Source organism: Paractinoplanes globisporus DSM 43857, from assembly GCF_000379645.1.
Classification (GTDB): Bacteria; Actinomycetota; Actinomycetes; order Mycobacteriales; family Micromonosporaceae; genus Actinoplanes; species Actinoplanes globisporus.
The window spans coordinates 41,650-56,545 of sequence record NZ_KB903298.1 but is presented as its reverse complement, the minus strand read 5'-3'; the positions used below and the strand labels follow the sequence as shown (position 1 = coordinate 56,545).

15 protein-coding genes and 1 pseudogene are annotated in these 14,896 nt (G+C 71.4%); 2 read left to right on the top strand and 14 right to left on the bottom strand.

The genetic code is table 11. The features are described 5' to 3' along the window. Positions 1-44: 44 nt before the first annotated feature. The 7 genes and pseudogenes from A3CQ_RS0112235 to A3CQ_RS52520 all read right to left on the bottom strand — a co-directional run bounded on the left by A3CQ_RS0112235 (position 45) and on the right by A3CQ_RS52520 (position 6,617). The gene (locus A3CQ_RS0112235) at positions 45-569 is read right to left on the bottom strand and encodes a GNAT family N-acetyltransferase (protein WP_020511224.1); all 525 of its coding nucleotides are present in this window, start codon (positions 567-569) and stop codon (positions 45-47) included. After that, the gene (locus A3CQ_RS52525; RefSeq protein ID WP_020511223.1) at positions 566-1,189 is read right to left on the bottom strand and encodes a TetR/AcrR family transcriptional regulator; all 624 of its coding nucleotides are present in this window, start codon (positions 1,187-1,189) and stop codon (positions 566-568) included. The genes A3CQ_RS0112235 and A3CQ_RS52525 overlap by 4 nt, the downstream gene beginning before the upstream one ends. Then, positions 1,186-2,220, bottom strand: coding sequence for an NAD-dependent epimerase/dehydratase family protein (locus A3CQ_RS0112225; protein WP_020511222.1), 1,035 nt, complete (start codon positions 2,218-2,220; stop codon positions 1,186-1,188). The genes A3CQ_RS52525 and A3CQ_RS0112225 overlap by 4 nt, the downstream gene beginning before the upstream one ends. A 151-nt stretch (positions 2,221-2,371) precedes the next feature. Then, a pseudogene (locus A3CQ_RS62695) lies at positions 2,372-2,618 on the bottom strand (IS5 family transposase); the annotation flags it as partial. An 87-nt stretch (positions 2,619-2,705) separates the two neighbouring features. Continuing rightward, positions 2,706-4,163, bottom strand: a complete 1,458-nt coding sequence (locus tag A3CQ_RS0112220; RefSeq protein ID WP_020511221.1) for an LmeA family phospholipid-binding protein — start codon at positions 4,161-4,163, stop codon at positions 2,706-2,708. A gap of 33 nt (positions 4,164-4,196) precedes the next feature. After that, positions 4,197-5,255, bottom strand: a complete 1,059-nt coding sequence (locus A3CQ_RS0112215; RefSeq protein WP_020511220.1) for a serine hydrolase domain-containing protein — start codon at positions 5,253-5,255, stop codon at positions 4,197-4,199. 12 nt (positions 5,256-5,267) lie between these two features. Then, complete coding sequence (locus tag A3CQ_RS52520) at positions 5,268-6,617, bottom strand: MFS transporter (protein WP_020511219.1); 1,350 nt, start codon at positions 6,615-6,617, stop codon at positions 5,268-5,270. A 77-nt stretch (positions 6,618-6,694) separates the two neighbouring features. Between A3CQ_RS52520 and A3CQ_RS0112205 the strand changes: the two genes are divergently transcribed. Further along, positions 6,695-7,696, top strand: a complete 1,002-nt coding sequence (locus tag A3CQ_RS0112205) for a sigma-70 family RNA polymerase sigma factor (protein ID WP_051115231.1) — start codon at positions 6,695-6,697, stop codon at positions 7,694-7,696. Continuing rightward, on the top strand, positions 7,696-8,274 hold the full coding sequence (locus A3CQ_RS0112200) for a TIGR03086 family metal-binding protein (protein WP_020511217.1): 579 nt from the start codon (positions 7,696-7,698) through the stop codon (positions 8,272-8,274). Before A3CQ_RS0112205 ends, A3CQ_RS0112200 begins: the two co-directional genes overlap by 1 nt. Before the next feature lie 6 nt (positions 8,275-8,280). Here A3CQ_RS0112200 and A3CQ_RS0112195 read toward each other — a convergent pair whose 3' ends face one another. From A3CQ_RS0112195 to A3CQ_RS0112165, 7 genes are all read right to left on the bottom strand, one after another. After that, positions 8,281-9,162: an SRPBCC family protein gene (locus A3CQ_RS0112195; protein ID WP_020511216.1), complete on the bottom strand. Its 882-nt coding sequence runs from the start codon at positions 9,160-9,162 to the stop codon at positions 8,281-8,283. Beyond that, a complete protein-coding gene (locus A3CQ_RS0112190) occupies positions 9,159-9,767 on the bottom strand; it encodes an ArsR/SmtB family transcription factor (protein ID WP_020511215.1) in 609 nt (202 codons plus the stop codon). The genes A3CQ_RS0112195 and A3CQ_RS0112190 overlap by 4 nt, the downstream gene beginning before the upstream one ends. Positions 9,768-9,844: 77 nt before the next feature. Then, entirely contained in the window at positions 9,845-10,675 is an 831-nt protein-coding gene (locus A3CQ_RS0112185; RefSeq protein ID WP_020511214.1) for a helix-turn-helix domain-containing protein, read from the bottom strand. Positions 10,676-10,685: 10 nt separating this feature from the next. Further along, complete coding sequence (locus A3CQ_RS0112180) at positions 10,686-11,468, bottom strand: alpha/beta fold hydrolase (protein WP_211216565.1); 783 nt, start codon at positions 11,466-11,468, stop codon at positions 10,686-10,688. A gap of 29 nt (positions 11,469-11,497) precedes the next feature. Then, positions 11,498-11,977, bottom strand: coding sequence for a universal stress protein (locus A3CQ_RS52515; protein WP_157295743.1), 480 nt, complete (start codon positions 11,975-11,977; stop codon positions 11,498-11,500). Between the two features lie 75 nt (positions 11,978-12,052). Then, on the bottom strand, positions 12,053-13,225 hold the full coding sequence (locus A3CQ_RS52510; protein WP_020511211.1) for an alpha/beta hydrolase: 1,173 nt from the start codon (positions 13,223-13,225) through the stop codon (positions 12,053-12,055). Next, a complete protein-coding gene (locus tag A3CQ_RS0112165; RefSeq protein ID WP_020511210.1) occupies positions 13,222-14,877 on the bottom strand; it encodes an aminotransferase class V-fold PLP-dependent enzyme in 1,656 nt (551 codons plus the stop codon). Before A3CQ_RS0112165 ends, A3CQ_RS52510 begins: the two co-directional genes overlap by 4 nt. Between the last annotated feature and the right edge of the window lie 19 nt (positions 14,878-14,896).

Sequence of the window (14,896 nt, the reverse complement as noted above, 5' to 3'; positions counted from 1 at the left end):
CCTCGGAGCGGGATTGGCAGACTTCGGGCCGGGTTCGACGACGGTCACAGGGTCTTGTGGAAGACCAGGAAGTCGCACGGGGTGGCCAGGCGCGGGACCAGGGCCGGGTAGTCCTCGGCGAAGTCGCCGTGACGCACCACCTCGTAGCCGAGCCGGTTGTACCAGTCGTGCAGGAACTTCTTGACCGGGTGCGTCCAGGTACGCGGGTACAACAGTTCGAGCTGCATGGTCTTCAGACCTTCGGACCGGGCCCAGCTCTCGGCGTACGCGATCAAATCACGGCCGATGCCGGCGCCGCGCCGCTCGGGGTGGGCCACCAGCATGCCGAACTCGCCCTCGCCGGAGGGCAGGCTCTGGAGGCGCATGGCGCCGACGACCTCGTCGTCCTCCCGGGCGACGACCAGCTCGCCCGCGGAAATCATGGCGGCGATCTCGGCCGAGTTGGTGCGGACGGTTCCGTCGATCCAGATGCCCTCCTCGGCGGCCGCGTAGACCTCGTTCACCAGCGCGGCCACCGCCGCGACGAACCGGTCGTCGCTCGAGAGGCCGGGATCGGCCGTGGCGATCATCGTTTCCCCGCTTTCATGATCGAAGCCAGCTCGGAGACCGGGGGCGGAGGCGCGGGCAGGGCGGGACGGTCGACGGCGCGCAGACCGTCGAGCATCAGGGCCAGATAGCGGCGCCACAGGTCGGGAGCGACCGTGCGGCTCATCTCGAAGGCCGGCCCGAGGAAGGCGAAGATCGCGGCGATGTCCTGCGGCGCCGCGTCGGCCCGCACCACGCCGGCCCGCTGGGCCCGGGTGAACAGGGCCGTCACCGTCTCGATGATCGAGGGCCAGATGCGCGCCTGCGTCTCGTCGTCGCCGCGCCCGGTCAGCGCCTCGTAGAGCCCGCGGTCCCGAGCCTGCCGCTCCGCGTTCCGCTCGAAAAAGGTCACCAGCGCAAGCCACGGATCATCGATCGCCAGCGACTCCCGGGCGTCGATCGCGATCTGTTCGGTCGCCCCCGCCAGCACCTCGGCCGCGAGGGCCTGCTTGTTCGGGAAGTGCCGGTACGCCGTCCCGGTGCCGAGCCCGGCATGCCGCGCGATGTCGTCGAGGGTGGCTCCGAAGCCGCGCTCGGCGAAAACCTCCCGTGCCGCCTCGATCAGAAGGGCCCGATTCCGGGCCGAATCCCTGCGCACGCTCATGACGCGCCCATCGTATCGGGCACCACCCCCCACGCGATCAAGCTGCGGGCGCAGTCGACCACCGTGTCGTCGGCCGGCCGTGGCTGCCAGCCGAGGAGCCGCTTGGCCTTCTCCGTGCTGTGCCGGTTGCGGCGCCCGAGCGAGACGGTGATCGCGCGCAACGACGGGTCGAAGAGCGCCATCCCCCGTACGAGAAGATCGGGAAGCTGGCGCCGGGGGACCTTGCGCGCCCGCTCGCCGAGGCCGTCGCGAAGAGCCTGGGCCATCTCGGACATCCAGGTGAAGTCGCCGGTGCCGAGGAACCGCTCGCCGGCCGCCTCGGGCGCGAGCATCGCACGGATGTGCAGATCGGCCAGATCGCGTACGTCGACGATCTCGAGACCGATGCGCGGGGTGCCGGGCATCGCGCCGGTCAGCAGCCGCTCGACGATCCGGACCGAGCCGAGGTTTCCGGTGCTCAGAATCGGTCCGAAAACGGCACCGGGCAGGATCGTCGTGAGCGTGGTCGGCCCTCGGTGCGCGGCCATGAAGTCCCAGGCCGCCCGCTCCGCGATCGTTTTCGACCGCCGATAGGGAATCAGCGCCGGGTCGGCCGGATCGGTCCACAGCGTTTCGTCGGTGACACCCTCTTCCGCGTACGACGAGGGGCTCGCGGCGTTGGCGGCCGAGGTCATGACCACCCGCCGCACGCCCGCCGCCGTGGCCGCGCGCAGCACCCGCAGGGTCCTGTCGCGGGCCGGCCCGATCAGCGCCTGCGGGTCCTTCGTCCTCTCGTCGCCGAGCGGCGAGGCGACGTGCAGCACGTGGTCGACCCCCTCGACCGCCGCGTCCCACCCCTCGTCCCGGGTGAGGTCGGCGGCGGCGAACGTGAGCCTCTCCCCCGGATCGATTTCGGTCTCGACGGCGCCCCGCACCGCGCCCGCCCGATCGAGGCTCCGCACCGTCGTGCGCACGTCGTAGCCGCGTCGCAACAGCTCGACGATCACCCAGCCGGCAACGTAGCCGGTACCGCCGGTCACCAGAACCTTCATCGTTCACTCCCACTCAATCGGAGATGGCGTCTCCGCTTAACGCTAAACGGAGACGCTATCTCCGGTCGAGGAACGTGACACGGCTCACCGGGCGCGCTAGGTGTGATGTCCGGGGACGTTGGTCGCGGCGACGATGGTGAGGGTGGCTTCGTAGCGCACGGTGAGCTTGTTTGAGCTGGTTGATGCCGCACTGCACGGCGTGACGCAGGCGGTAGATCTCGGGGTCGAAGGCGGGTGGACGGCCACCCTTCGATCCTTTTGGCCTTGCGGGGGGCGTCCTGGCTCGGGATGCACGCCCGGATGCCGCGGGATCGCAGGTGGGCACGGTCGGCCTTCGACGCGTACGCCTCGGCCAGCACCGTCTCCGGCCGGGTTCGTGGCCGTCTCACGGCCCATCTGCGCAGCCAGTCTCCGGTGTGCAGTCCCAGCTTGGTCGCTCAACCAACTACCGGAGACCTCTTCAGTTATCGATCGCCGCCACGCCCCTAACAGCCGCCGCCGGTCAGGCTTCCGCGGGCCAGGGTCACGTCGTTGCCGGTCAGGTGGATGCGCAGCGCCGCCGGCAGCACGTCGACCCGGTCGTACGTCAGGTGGGCCGGCAACGACTGCAGCGGGAACGTGGTCTGCTGCGCGGCCACCTCGCGCAGCACGTCGGCCGCCGGGAAGCGTATGCCGAACATCTCGATCTGCCGCGGCGAGATGTCGAGGGTCGTGCCCCGGATGACCGGCCGCCCGTACAGGACGATCGGCGTGGCGTCGCCCGATCCGCCCTTCTGGGTGGCGGTGAGCAATCCGTTCTCGGCCCCGAAGACGGTGGGATTGTCGCCCGGCGGCTGCGTCAGCGCCGAGAACGGCCGGACCGTGACCCCGTCGATCACCACTCGAATGCCGCCGGCGTCGACCGAAACCGACTTGTAGCTGACTCCCGCGGGCAGTGCCGGCAGCGTACGGGAAAGGTCCTTCTGGTCTATCTGGGAAAGCACCAGCTTGGCCAGCGGATCGTTGAGACCGTGGTCGCCGCCGAGAATGTGCACCTTGGCCGGGGAGAGCGTGAGCGTCCCGCCGGAAAGGACCGGCGCGGTGAAGATGGTCAATGGCACGCCGATCGCCGACGTGTTGATGCCGAGCAGCCCGTCCGACGCCGCATAGGTCACGTCACGCCCGCCCACCTGCGCCGGCAGGGCCGACAACGGCGTCGTGGAAACGCCGCCGAGCGCGACGTGCACGCCGTCCTTCCGGGGCGCGATCGATTTGTAGGCGACCCCGTCCGGCAGATGCGGGAGCCGTTCCGTGCGCACTCCCCCGGTCAGATCGCTCACCCGCCCGGCCGCGATCGTCTGTCCGAAGATCTGCAGCTGCCGCGGCACCGAGCGAACCGTCTCGCCCTGAATCGTCATCTTCAGGAACAGCTTGGCCTTGACGTTCTTCGCGGCCTCGGGCGGCATCACCACTTCGACCGTGAGGCCGCCGTCGGACGCCCGCCCGAATTGCGGCATCGTCGCCCCCGGAGTCGCCGGTAGATTCCGGAAACCGACCGTGATGTTCGCGTCGATGGCGCCGACATGCGTGTTGTCGGCGTGCTGGCTGACGTCCTTCATGGTCGCCGTGAACGCGGCATGCGGCACCCCGCTGAGGGTCGCGTCCGGCACCGACAGCCGCAATTCCTCGAGATTTCCCCGCAGCACCTGCGGCAGCAGCGGCCCGCCGGCCACCGTGACCGCGGGCGCCTGGGCCAGTGCCCCGGGACAGGCGACCTGGCTGCTCACCCGCGAGACGACCTGCCGGCCGAGAAAGCCCTCCAGGAACGGCAGCGGCACGGCCAGCGCCAGCATGCCGGCCGCGACGATCAGCACGACGACGCTGGCCGCCACGGCCACCCATTTCTTCCCGATCCGCGGCCGGAACCGGCGGATCAGGTGCGATGCCCGATAGACCTCGGTCATACCGATGTTTACGGACAGGTAACGTGCCGGGGTTCAGCGGTTGACGAGCTCCACGATTTCGGTGGCATTCGCGAAGTCCGTCTGCAGGTTCTTGCAGTACGCGACGGCGGTGCCGGTGGCCGGATCCGCGTACCCGAAACTGCCGCCCATGCCGCCCCAGCCGAACGACGTGTCACCCTCGCCGCCGCCGAGGCGGCCGAGCGCGAAGCCGAGGCCGAACCGTGCCGGGTTGCCGAAGACCTGGTCGATGCCCTCGTACGTGTCGGCGCCGATGGCCTCGACCGTCCCCGGCGACAGCAGGCGCACACCGTCGACCGGGCCGATCAGGGCGGCGTAGAGCCTCGCCATGGCGCGGGCGGTCATCTTGCCGCCGGCCGGGATGTCGGCGCCGAGCACGTCGGGCCGGTTGCCGAGCGCCGCGGCCGGCCACAGCTCGGCCGAGGAGGCGCGGGCCATCGGCGAGTCCGGCGGCAGCTCGAAGGACATCCCCGGCGGCGGGGGCGAGTCGACCAGCGGCACGAGGCGGGACCGCGGCGCCTCGGGCATGCCGAACCACAGGTCCTCGGCCACCCCCAGCGGCGTCCCGATCTCGTCGCGCAGCAGGTCGCCCAGCGGCTTGCCGGCGGCGCGGCGGCAGAACTCGCCGAGGATGTAGCCGAAGGTGTACGCGTGATAGCCGACCTGGGTGCCCGGCTCCCACCACAGCGCCGACTCCGCTATCCGCTCACAAATCACGTCCCAATGGCAAATGTCCGAAATGGTGGTGGAGGTTCCGACCCCCGGCACCCCGGCCGTGTGCTGCAGGACGTGCCGCAGCGTGACGCCCGATTTGTCGGCCGCACCGAACGCCGGCCACACCGACGCGATCGTCGTGGAGTAGTCGAAGACCCCGCGCTCGACCAGGCGATGCACGATCGTGGCGGTCATCGCCTTCCCCATCGACCAGGTGTAGAAGAGCGACGACGAGTCGGCCGGCCCGGCGACGGCGTCCACGATCAGCTCCCCGTCCCGGTAGACGGCGACCTGCACCGCCTTCTCCCGGCCCGACGACACCTGCTCGTCGATCGCTTCCTGAACAAGTTTCTGCAGCATGACGATGACTCCTTAAGCGGCGATCAACTCAGGTTCGGAATTTTCCAAATGAGGCGCCCGGAGGAACACGGCCAGCCCGGCGGCGACCAGAACGGCCGCGACGAGGAACGGCAGCCGGAATCCCCCGGCCGTGAGCGAGGCGAGAACGGCGAGCCCGAGCGCCGACCCCACCTCCGCGGTCGTGCTGAACACGCCCGAGGCCAGCCCCGCGTCCTCCGGCGTGGCCGACGACATGGCCAGCGCCGCGAGCGACGGGAAGGCGAGCCCGCCCCCGACCCCGAGCAGCACCATCGACGGCAGCACATCGATCAGATACGACCCGTCCGACGGCACCCGGGCGAAGTACACCAGGCCGACCACGACCAGCCCGAGCCCGGTCAGCACCAGCCGCCGGGCGCCGAAGCGGCCGATCAGCTTCTCGGTGTACCGCAGCGACAGCCCGCCCATGACCACCGTGACCGGCAGGAAGGCCAGCCCGATCTGCATGGCGTCGTAGCCGAGCACGTGCTGGCAGTAGAGGACGCCCACGAAGAACATCCCGAACATCCCGGCCGCGCTGAGCAGCTGCCCGAGGTTGGCCTGGGCCAGCGGCAACGATCGGAAGATCCGCAGCGGCACCAGCGGCGCCGGCGCCGTGGCCTCGCGTACCACGAACGCCACCCCGAGCCCGAGCGCCAGCAGCGCGAGCGGCAGCGATCCGCCCGGCGTCACGACCGTGTAGACCGTGACCATCAGCGCCCCGGTGATCAGCACCGCTCCGAGAACGTCCGCACCCTGCCGCAGCCCCGGCCCCCGATCAGCAACGATCAACCTCCGCGCTGCGGCAATGGTGCAGACCCCGACCGGCACGTTCACGAAGAAGATCCAGTGCCAGTTCACGGCCGAGGTGAGCACGCCGCCGAGCAGCAGCCCGACCGCGCCCCCGGCCGAGGCCACGAAGCTGTAGACGCCGATGGCCCGCGCCTGCTCCCCGGCCTGCGGGAACATCGTCACGATCATCCCGAGGATGACCGCCGAGGTGGCCGCGCCGCCGACACCCTGCAGGAACCGGGCCGCGATCAGCATCTCGCGGCTCTCGGCCAGCCCGCAGAGGGCGGACGCGAGCGTGAAGATGAGCAGACCGCTCACGAACACGCCCCGGCGCGACACCAGGTCGCCGATCCGGCCGAAAAGGAGCAACAAGCTCCCGAACGGGATCAGGTAGGCGTTGACCACCCACGCCAGCCCCGGTTGCGAGAACCCCAGCTCACCCTGGATCGCGGGCAGAGCGACGTTCACGATCGTGATATCCAAAATGATCATCAACATGCCCGCGCAGAGCACCATCAGCGCGATCCACCTGCGATCCGTCGTCTTCGGCACGGCCGCCGACCTCCCTCACTCATTACGATCGCCAGGACAGACCGGGGCGCTCGGCGAAATTCATCGCCGGATCCGCGATGAGTTTCGCGGCGGACGCCGGTCGGTATCTACGAGGAGGTGGCGCGGTGGACACCGAGTTCGTGTTGCAGGCGGATCCCTACCGTCGGGAGTTGCTCGCACACTGCTACCGGATGCTCGGCTCGGTCTACGACGCCGAGGATCTGGTGCAGGAGACGTACGTGCGGGCGTGGCGCTCGTACGACCGCTTCGAGGGCCGCTCGTCGATGCGCACCTGGCTGCACCGCATCGCGACGAACGCCTGCCTGAACGCGCTCGAGTCGCGCAGCCGGCGACCGCTTCCGATCGGTCTGGGCACGCCGAGCTCGGACCCGGCCGACGCGCTCATCGAGCAGCGCGAGGTGCCCTGGCTCGAGCCGATGCCGGACTCGCTGGTCAGCGACGATCCGGCGGCCGTGGTGACCGGCCGGGAGAGCATCCGGCTCGCGGTGGTCGCGGCCATGCAGTACCTTCCGCCGCGGCAGCGGGCCGTGCTGATCCTGCGCGACGTCCTGCAGTGGCCGGCCGCCGAGGTCGGCGAGATGCTCGACATGACGACCGCCTCGGTGAACAGCGCCCTGCAGCGGGCCCGCGCGCAGTTGCAGCAGGCCACGGTCACGGCCGACGAGATGAGCGAGCCGACCGAGGCCGAGCAGCGGGAGCTTCTCGACCGTTTCGTGGCCGCGTTCGAGGCCAAGGACATCGCCGCGCTGGTCGACATCTTCACCAAGGACGCCGTCTGGGAGATGCCGCCGTTCACCGGCTGGTACGCGGGCCCCGAGGACATCGCCCGCCTGATCGACACGCGCTGCCCGGCCCAGGGCCCCGGCGACATGAAACTGGTCGCGACCAGGGCGAACGGCCAGTTCGCGTTCGGCCTCTACATGCGCGACGGCGACACGTACCGCCCGTTCAACCTGCCCGTGCTGACCCTGACGCCGCAGGGCGTCAGCCACGTCTCGTCCTTCTTCGACCTGCGCCTCTTCGCGACTTTCGGGTTGCCCGAGTCGATCCCCGTCTGATGGACGTCGTGCTGCGGGCCGGAGTGGCCGTCCTCGAGCGAGCAGTCGCCTACTGCCTGGGGAGTGTCACTCTGGTCACGCAGCCGATGCTGGCGTGGCCCACGCCGTGCGCCCGCTGGGACCTCCGTGACCTGCTGGAACACGTGATCGACTCGATGGCGGCGCTCGAGGAGGCCGCCGCGTCCGGGGAGGTCGCGCTGACGCCGCCGGCCGATGCCGGCGACGTCGTCCCGGGAGTCCGGCTGGGTGCCGCCCGCCTGCTGGGTGCATGGACCAATGCCTGCGGCGCTCCCTTCGTACGCGTGGAGCACGCCACCCTCAGCACGCCTCTCGTGGCCGGCGCGGGCGCGATCGAGCTCGCGGTGCACGGCTGGGACGTGGCCCGATCCTGCGGCGCCGACCGCCCGATCCCCGACGACCTCGCCGACGAGCTCCTCGACCTGGCCCTCGTGCTGATCCGCGCGGCCGACCGGCCCGGGCGGTTCGACCGGCCGGTGTCGATCGCCGGCCACGCGCCGCCGGGCGAGCGCCTGCTCGGCTTCCTGGGCCGAGACGCAGGCCCCCGCCCGGGCGGGTGACGCCGGCTAGCTGAGCGACAGGAATTCGTCCGGCAGGCCTTCGAGCTGCACGTCGACCCACCGCATGCGCCAGTTGTCCTTGAGCTCGTGGTAGCGGCGCAGCTCCACCAGGCCGCCGAGCGCACCGAACCATCCGGGGTACGGCGTCTGGGTCTCGTCGAACCCGCTGTGGACGTACGTCAGCCGGGTGTGCCCGTCCGAATCGGCCAGCTCCCAGGACTCGACCATGTCGCCCCAGTCGACCGACATCGCACGGCCCGGCTGGAGGTCGACGATGTGCGCGGGTGAGGGGTTCGCGTCGAAACCGCCCATCGCCCAGCGGCCGCCCACGTGCAGCTCGGCCTCGAGCTTCGCGCCGGACCACTTGGAGTACAGCTCGGGGTCGGTCAGCGACTCGTAGACCGCGAGCCGATCGGCGTCGATCAGCACCTCGGCGCGCAGCACCGAGCTGGTGAAGTCGCCGCGTACGAGAGGTTCCCGGCCCTCGGCGTGGTCGGCCAGGTTGGCCAGGGCCAGCGTCCAGTAGGTGTGCATCACGGCGCGGGCGCCGTTGTCCGTCAGCACCTCGGGCCAGCCCAGCACCTCGGTCTGGGTGAGCGTCAGCAGGGTCGATCCGGTGTCCGCCTCGGCGGTCAGTCCGATCTCGACGGTCGTGGTGACGCCGTCGAGCTCCCAGTCGAAGCGCAGCGAGCTGTCGTCGGCGTGCAGCAGGCGCTGGTGCGGCGCGTCGCCCTGTGGGGTGTAGCGACCCCAGAACTCGTACCGGCCGGGCAGCTCCACCTCGGCGTTCTCGGCGAGCCAGACCCGCAGCGCCGCCGGATCGGTGAGAGCACGGTGCACCTCGGACGGCGGAGCGGCGATGCGGATGCACTTCTTCAACGTGGTCATCGGTCTTCTCCTTGTTGACTTCGGTCGGGATAGCAGGCAACGGCGAGCTTGAACGCGTCGCCCTCGGCGCCGCCGTATTTGGTGAAGAGGTCCTGGAGGGCGGCCTTCAGGTCGGCCATGAACTCGGGCCGCCGCTCGGGTCGCAGCCGGATCTCGCCGGAGACGCCCAGTGACGGCAGGTCCGGCTCGCCGGCCCGGGGCTCGGCCGCTCGGGCCGCGCGCTGGGCCGCCTGGGTGTGCAGGGCGGCGACGTCGGACTGCACGTCCTCCATGAGGTCGAGCAGGTAGCCGAGGCTGGCCTCGTCGCGTTGCTGACGCTGGCCGATCCGGCCGACGAGGCGCGGGGAGAGCCAGTAGGCGCGCGCGGTGGCCTGGTAGACGCCCTCGTTGATGCCGCGCACCCGCCGCTCGGCGACCTGGGTGACGATGCCGTGCTCGACGAGCCGCTTGACGTGGTAGTAGACGCGCTGCTGGGTCTGGTCGAGCCGGGCGGCGACCTCGGTGCACGAACGCGGCTCGGCCAACTGCCGCAGTACCTCGATCCGTTGCGGTTTGAGCAGCGTCTCGGCCTGCTCGACGCGCTCCAGGTACAGCAGGTCCTTCATCACAAAAATCATCCTGTACGTACAAAATGTTTTTGTCAATGGAGGTGATCGCGGCCGGCGGGTGCGGTATCGGTGCCTCAGCCGGCCGGCCAGGCGATGTCGTCGATGGCCAGCCAGGGAGCGGTGGCGACGGCGGCCGAGGTCAGGCCGCTGAACTCCCTGACCTCGCGGTTCAGGTGCGACTGGTCGGCGCAGCCGGTCTCGGTGGCGACCTCGGCCGGGGCGTGGCCGGCCGCAAGCAGGTGGGCGGCGTGGTCGAAGCGGATCAGGCGGGCGGCGCGTTTGGGAGTCAGGCCGACCTGGGCGCCGAAGCGGGACCACAGGCGCTGACGGCTCCAGCCCACCTCGCCGGCCAGGTGCTCGACCCGCACGCGGCCGCGGGTGGCGCGCATCCGGCGCCAGGTGCGTGCGACCTCCGGGTCGACCGGGCGACTTGCGGCCAGGCGGCGCGCGATCATCCCGTACGCGATGGTGAAGGTCTTGTCCCACGAGCCGGCGGCGTGCAGGCGGTCGCCGACGCGCGAGGCGTCGCGGCCCCAGAGAGCGTCCAGCGTGACCATCGTGCCGCTCAGCTCGGGTGATCCGCCCAGCACCGCCGTCGCCGCGACCGGGTCCAGGCGGATCTGCAGGCATCGGCCGGGACCGGCACCGGATACGCGCAGGTCGCCGGGGTGCAGGCCGATGACGACGTTGCCGCGCTCGCGCCGGCCGCCGGAGTCATGGACGAGGGCGTCGCCGCCGAGGTCCAGCAGGAGCGTGACGGCCGGGTGCGCGACCATGGCGACGTCGATCGGCGCGGTGTCGCGGTAGGCGAAGCCGGCCATGCTGACGCCGGGCAGGCGGCAGGACGGGCGTGGCACCGCGATCTCCACCGACGCCCAGTCGACCGTCTCACCGGCCCGAGGCACGCCACCAAGCCTAGGCCGCGAATCCGAGCAGGAGCTTGGCGGTCGATTCCGGGTCCTCGAACATCGGCACGTGACCGATACCAGGCAACATCTCCACGCGTACGCCCGGCACGACCTCGTAACGGTGGGCGGACTCCGGATCCCAGCGGGGGTCGGCGGCCCCGAAGATGACCAGCAGCGGCACGCCGAGCGGGGCGAGCCGGTCGGGCAGGTTCCGCTCGGCCAGGTATTCGCCGTTGTGGTGCAACACGGTCCGCATGGTGCGGTAGGTCATGCCGCGGAACTCGGCGACCACGTCGTCCGGGAGATCGACCGGCCGGGCGAAGGTGGCGGTGATGCCCCGGCGCGTCATCGCGTCCGTGCGCAGCGGCCACAGCAGCGGGCCGATCGGCGGCGCGAGCAGCGCACGGAGGATGAGCGGCTGCGGCAGCAGCGCGTCGTGCGCCGGCCCGCTGCTGATGAGCGCCAACGACCGGATCAGATCGGGTCGCTGCTCGGCGAGCGCGGTGGTGACGTAACCGCCGCTGGAATGGCCGATCGCGATCACCGGGCCGACGCCCAGGTCGTCGAGGACGGCCGCCACCTGGCCGGCCTGCGCGGACACGGCGAACGACCGCGGCGACGGCGACTGGCCGCAACCGGGCAGGTCGACCCGGATGACGTGATGATCGGCGGCGAGGGCGGGGACGACCGGTTTCCAGGTGCCGCTGGACGCGCCCGAGCCGTGGACGAGCAGCAGGGGCGGCGCCTCGCGGGGACCGTCGTGGACCACGTACATGTCATGCGCGCTCATACCGCCGACGATGCCCCGGCCCCGGCCGGTCAGTCTTGGACGAATGTCAGCGCCTCGCGCAGCAGGCCCCGGGCCGGAACGCGGGCCAGCTCCGGCGGCGGCACCACGATCACCGGGCAGACCGCGCCGCGCGTCACCGCGCGGAGCACGCGCCCACCCCACCAGCGGCTCTGCGGCGCGCCGAGCACCAGCAGGTCGTCGGGCCCGGCGAGGTAGTCGCGCAGCACCACCCCGGCCGGGCCCTGCGGCGTGCGGACCACCACACCGAGCTGCCGGGGCGATTCGCCGACCGCGGTGCGGAACGCCTCCTCGACGAGACTGCGGTTGTCGGCCGCCACCGCCCGCTCGAACTCCCAGCTGGGCCGGGCCCGCGGCCCGAACTCGATGTGCCACGCCCGCACCGCCCACAACGGCATCCGGCGCCGGCGGGACTCGGCCAGCGCCACCCGCAACGCCGCGAGCCCCGACAACGACGGCGACACCCCGACAATCACCCTGGCGTCATTCACAACGTCCACGGTGGGCGCGCCTCCCCGCGTACGACAGGATGGTTGACGCTTTTCAGACAGCCTCGCCGCGGATTTTCACGACTCGTTGACGCCGGTGATTCCGACGTGATCCCTGAGGTATGCGGCGGCGATGGTGCGGTTGGCCTGGGCGGACAGGGACTCGAAGTCGACCGGGAAGTGGTCGACGACCGGGAGGCGGGCGACGGTGAGGTCGACTCCGGCCGCTCGGGCCGCGTCGGCGAAGGCGAAGACGGCCTCGGAGGGGATGAAACCGTCCTCGGAGGGCTCGATGATGAGCGTGGGCGGCGCGGCGGCCGACAGATACGTTGCCGACGTGATCGCCCGCAGCCGGTCGGGATGCTGCTCGGGCGACCCGCCCAGATAGTTGCGGATGAAGTCCTTCGGGGCGGCGCCCGGCATCGGGATGCCGTGGTCGTAGGCGTTCCGGGGGTCCACCACCGGCACCACCGCCACCACCGCCCGGGGGGCCGGCACGACGCCGGGGCAGGAGGAGGCCGTGGAGCCGTAGGCCAGGTTGATGGCCAGGTTGCCGCCGGCCGATGCGCCCGTGACGACGATGCGGTCCGGGTCGCCGCCGTACCGGGAGATGGTGGCGGCGGTCCAGCTGAGCGCGCAGGCCACGTCGGCCGGTGACTCGTCCCAGCTCGCGTGGGTGGCGGTCGACAGGCGGTACTCGACGCTCACGAACAGCCAGCCGCGCGCGGCCCACCAGGCCGCCTCGGGGCCGTACGACTCGGCCTGGCCGGGGCCGTCGATCCAGCCACCGCCGTGGATGCCGACCATGACCGGCGCCGGGGTCGTGCCGTGCGGCTTCCAGATCGCGACGCGCAGGTCGCGGCCGGCCACCCGGTTGTAGACCGCCCACGCGTCGGGGGCGGGCACGGCGGCCGAGGTCAGCGCCAGCGCGCGCACGGGATCGACCGAGCCGCCGGCCCGGGCGGCGGCGACCATGACCCGTCCGACCTGCGCGCCCGAGCACAGCACCGCCAGGCCCGCGACCGACGCCGTGATCACTCGCCGGCGGCGGCCCGGCGCGGCGAGACCGGCCACGGCCACCGCGAGCAGCGACGCCACGACCAGGCGCGGACCGTAGTTGGTCCACAGGTAGCCGGCCTTCTCCTGGGCCCGGGAATGACCGGGCAGCAGGCTGACGACGGTGGCCAGCAGGACGACCAGGGCGAAGGCGGCCACGACGCCCGCCACCACGGCGCGGGCCGGACGGCTCACTCGAGGCACACGTCGGGCAGCAGGAACCAGCGGAGCTTCTCGAAGGCGGCCGGCACGTCCAGGCGTACGCCGTCGGTGGGCTCGGGCCGGGACGTCATGAGCTCGCGGGCGGCCGACAGATAGCCGGCCAGGGCGTCCTCGCCGGCGGTCGCCGTGGGCACCGGCGGCATGCCGACCGTGCCGTCCGCGCCCAGCCGGAGGTCGGCGAGCCGCACGTGCGGCGCCTCGAACCCCACGTGGATCCACCGGCCGGTCCGCGGCGAGAAGCGGTAGTCGGGCAGCATGCGGGCGCCGTGCGAGGCGATGAGCGCGACCGCCGAGATCAGGTAGTCCGCGACCGTGTCGGTGATGAAGTAGTTGAAGTTGAGGCGGGACCAGCCCGGCTTGATGCCCTCCCAGCCGTCGACGATCTCGCCGCGGAACTCCCGCGAGTGCGCCTCGTCGATGCCCAGCAGCCGATGCCCGTACGGCCCGGCGCAGGAACAGCCGCTGCGCGCCTGGATGCCGAACAGGTCGTTCATCAGGGCGGCCACGAAGTTGTGGTGCAGGTAGCGCTCCCCCGCCCGCACCTGGAACGACACGATCGAGAGCCGTTCCGCGGCCGTGTCGCCCAGGATCTCGATCTGCGGCGAGGACGCCCAGCGCGACCGGGCCCGCTGCCACAGCGCGCGCTCCCGCTCCTCGATGACCGCGGGGCCGACGGCGTCCTTGACCGCGAAGACCAGGCCCGCCCGGATCGACTCGACGATCGCCGGCGTGCCGCCCTCCTCCCGGGCCACCGGATCCGACAGGTAGCGGTGGCCGGTCGGATCGACGTAGGCCACGGTGCCGCCGCCGGGGATGACCGGCACGCGGTTGGTCAGCAGGCGCCGGTCGACGACGAGCACGCCGGGGGTCTGCGGGCCGCCGGGGAACTTGTGCGGCGACAGGAAGACGGCGTCCTTGTCCGCCATCGAGATCGGCACGTACGGGCCGGCCGCCGCGTAGTCCCACACCGACAACGCTCCGTGCTCACGCAGCACCCGGGAAACCGCCGCCGTGTCGGTGAGAATTCCGGTCACGTTCGACGCCGCCGAGAAGCTGCCGATCCGGACCGGCCGATCGGCGTACGCCCGCAAGGCGCCGGCGAGAGCGGTGAGGTCGACATGTCCGGTGTGATCGGATTCGATCTCGACGACGTCGGCGATCGACTCGCGCCACGGGAGCTCGTTCGAATGATGTTCGTACGGCCCGACGAAGATGACCGGGCGGTCCTTCTCCGGAATGTGCGTGCTCAGCGCGTACGCGTCATCGAGGTTTTCGGGGATGCGGAGGCCGAGGATGCCGACCAGCTTGGCCACCGCGGCGGTCGCGCCGGACCCGCAGAAGATCACGACGTGCTCGGGGCCGGCGCCGACGGCCCGATGGATGATCGACCGGGACTCCTCGCGCAGCGCCATGGTCTGCGCGCCGGTGGCCGACGCCTCCGTGTGCGTGTTGGCGTAGCGGGCGAGCACCTGGTCGCGGATGAAGTCCTCGATGAAGTCGAGCGCCTGCCCGGACGCCGTGTAGTCGGCGTAGGTGATGCGGCGCGGCCCGAACGGCCCCTCCAGCACCTGTCCCTGACCGATCAGCCCGTCCCGGATCCGTTCCAGCATGCCCTCGTCGCTCACCCCACGATTGAACGTTGCT

Coding starts and splice junctions, on each gene's coding strand:
- A3CQ_RS0112195 (WP_020511216.1), bottom strand. CDS start 9,162: ATGACCACGTTGAAGAAGTGCATCCGCATCGCCGCTCCGCCGTCCGAG.
- A3CQ_RS0112200 (WP_020511217.1), top strand. CDS start 7,696: ATGGACGTCGTGCTGCGGGCCGGAGTGGCCGTCCTCGAGCGAGCAGTC.
- A3CQ_RS52525 (WP_020511223.1), bottom strand. CDS start 1,189: ATGAGCGTGCGCAGGGATTCGGCCCGGAATCGGGCCCTTCTGATCGAG.
- A3CQ_RS0112225 (WP_020511222.1), bottom strand. CDS start 2,220: ATGAAGGTTCTGGTGACCGGCGGTACCGGCTACGTTGCCGGCTGGGTG.
- A3CQ_RS0112205 (WP_051115231.1), top strand. CDS start 6,695: ATGAGTTTCGCGGCGGACGCCGGTCGGTATCTACGAGGAGGTGGCGCG.
- A3CQ_RS0112215 (WP_020511220.1), bottom strand. CDS start 5,255: ATGCTGCAGAAACTTGTTCAGGAAGCGATCGACGAGCAGGTGTCGTCG.
- A3CQ_RS0112190 (WP_020511215.1), bottom strand. CDS start 9,767: ATGAAGGACCTGCTGTACCTGGAGCGCGTCGAGCAGGCCGAGACGCTG.
- A3CQ_RS0112180 (WP_211216565.1), bottom strand. CDS start 11,468: ATGAGCGCGCATGACATGTACGTGGTCCACGACGGTCCCCGCGAGGCG.
- A3CQ_RS0112220 (WP_020511221.1), bottom strand. CDS start 4,163: ATGACCGAGGTCTATCGGGCATCGCACCTGATCCGCCGGTTCCGGCCG.
- A3CQ_RS0112235 (WP_020511224.1), bottom strand. CDS start 569: ATGATCGCCACGGCCGATCCCGGCCTCTCGAGCGACGACCGGTTCGTC.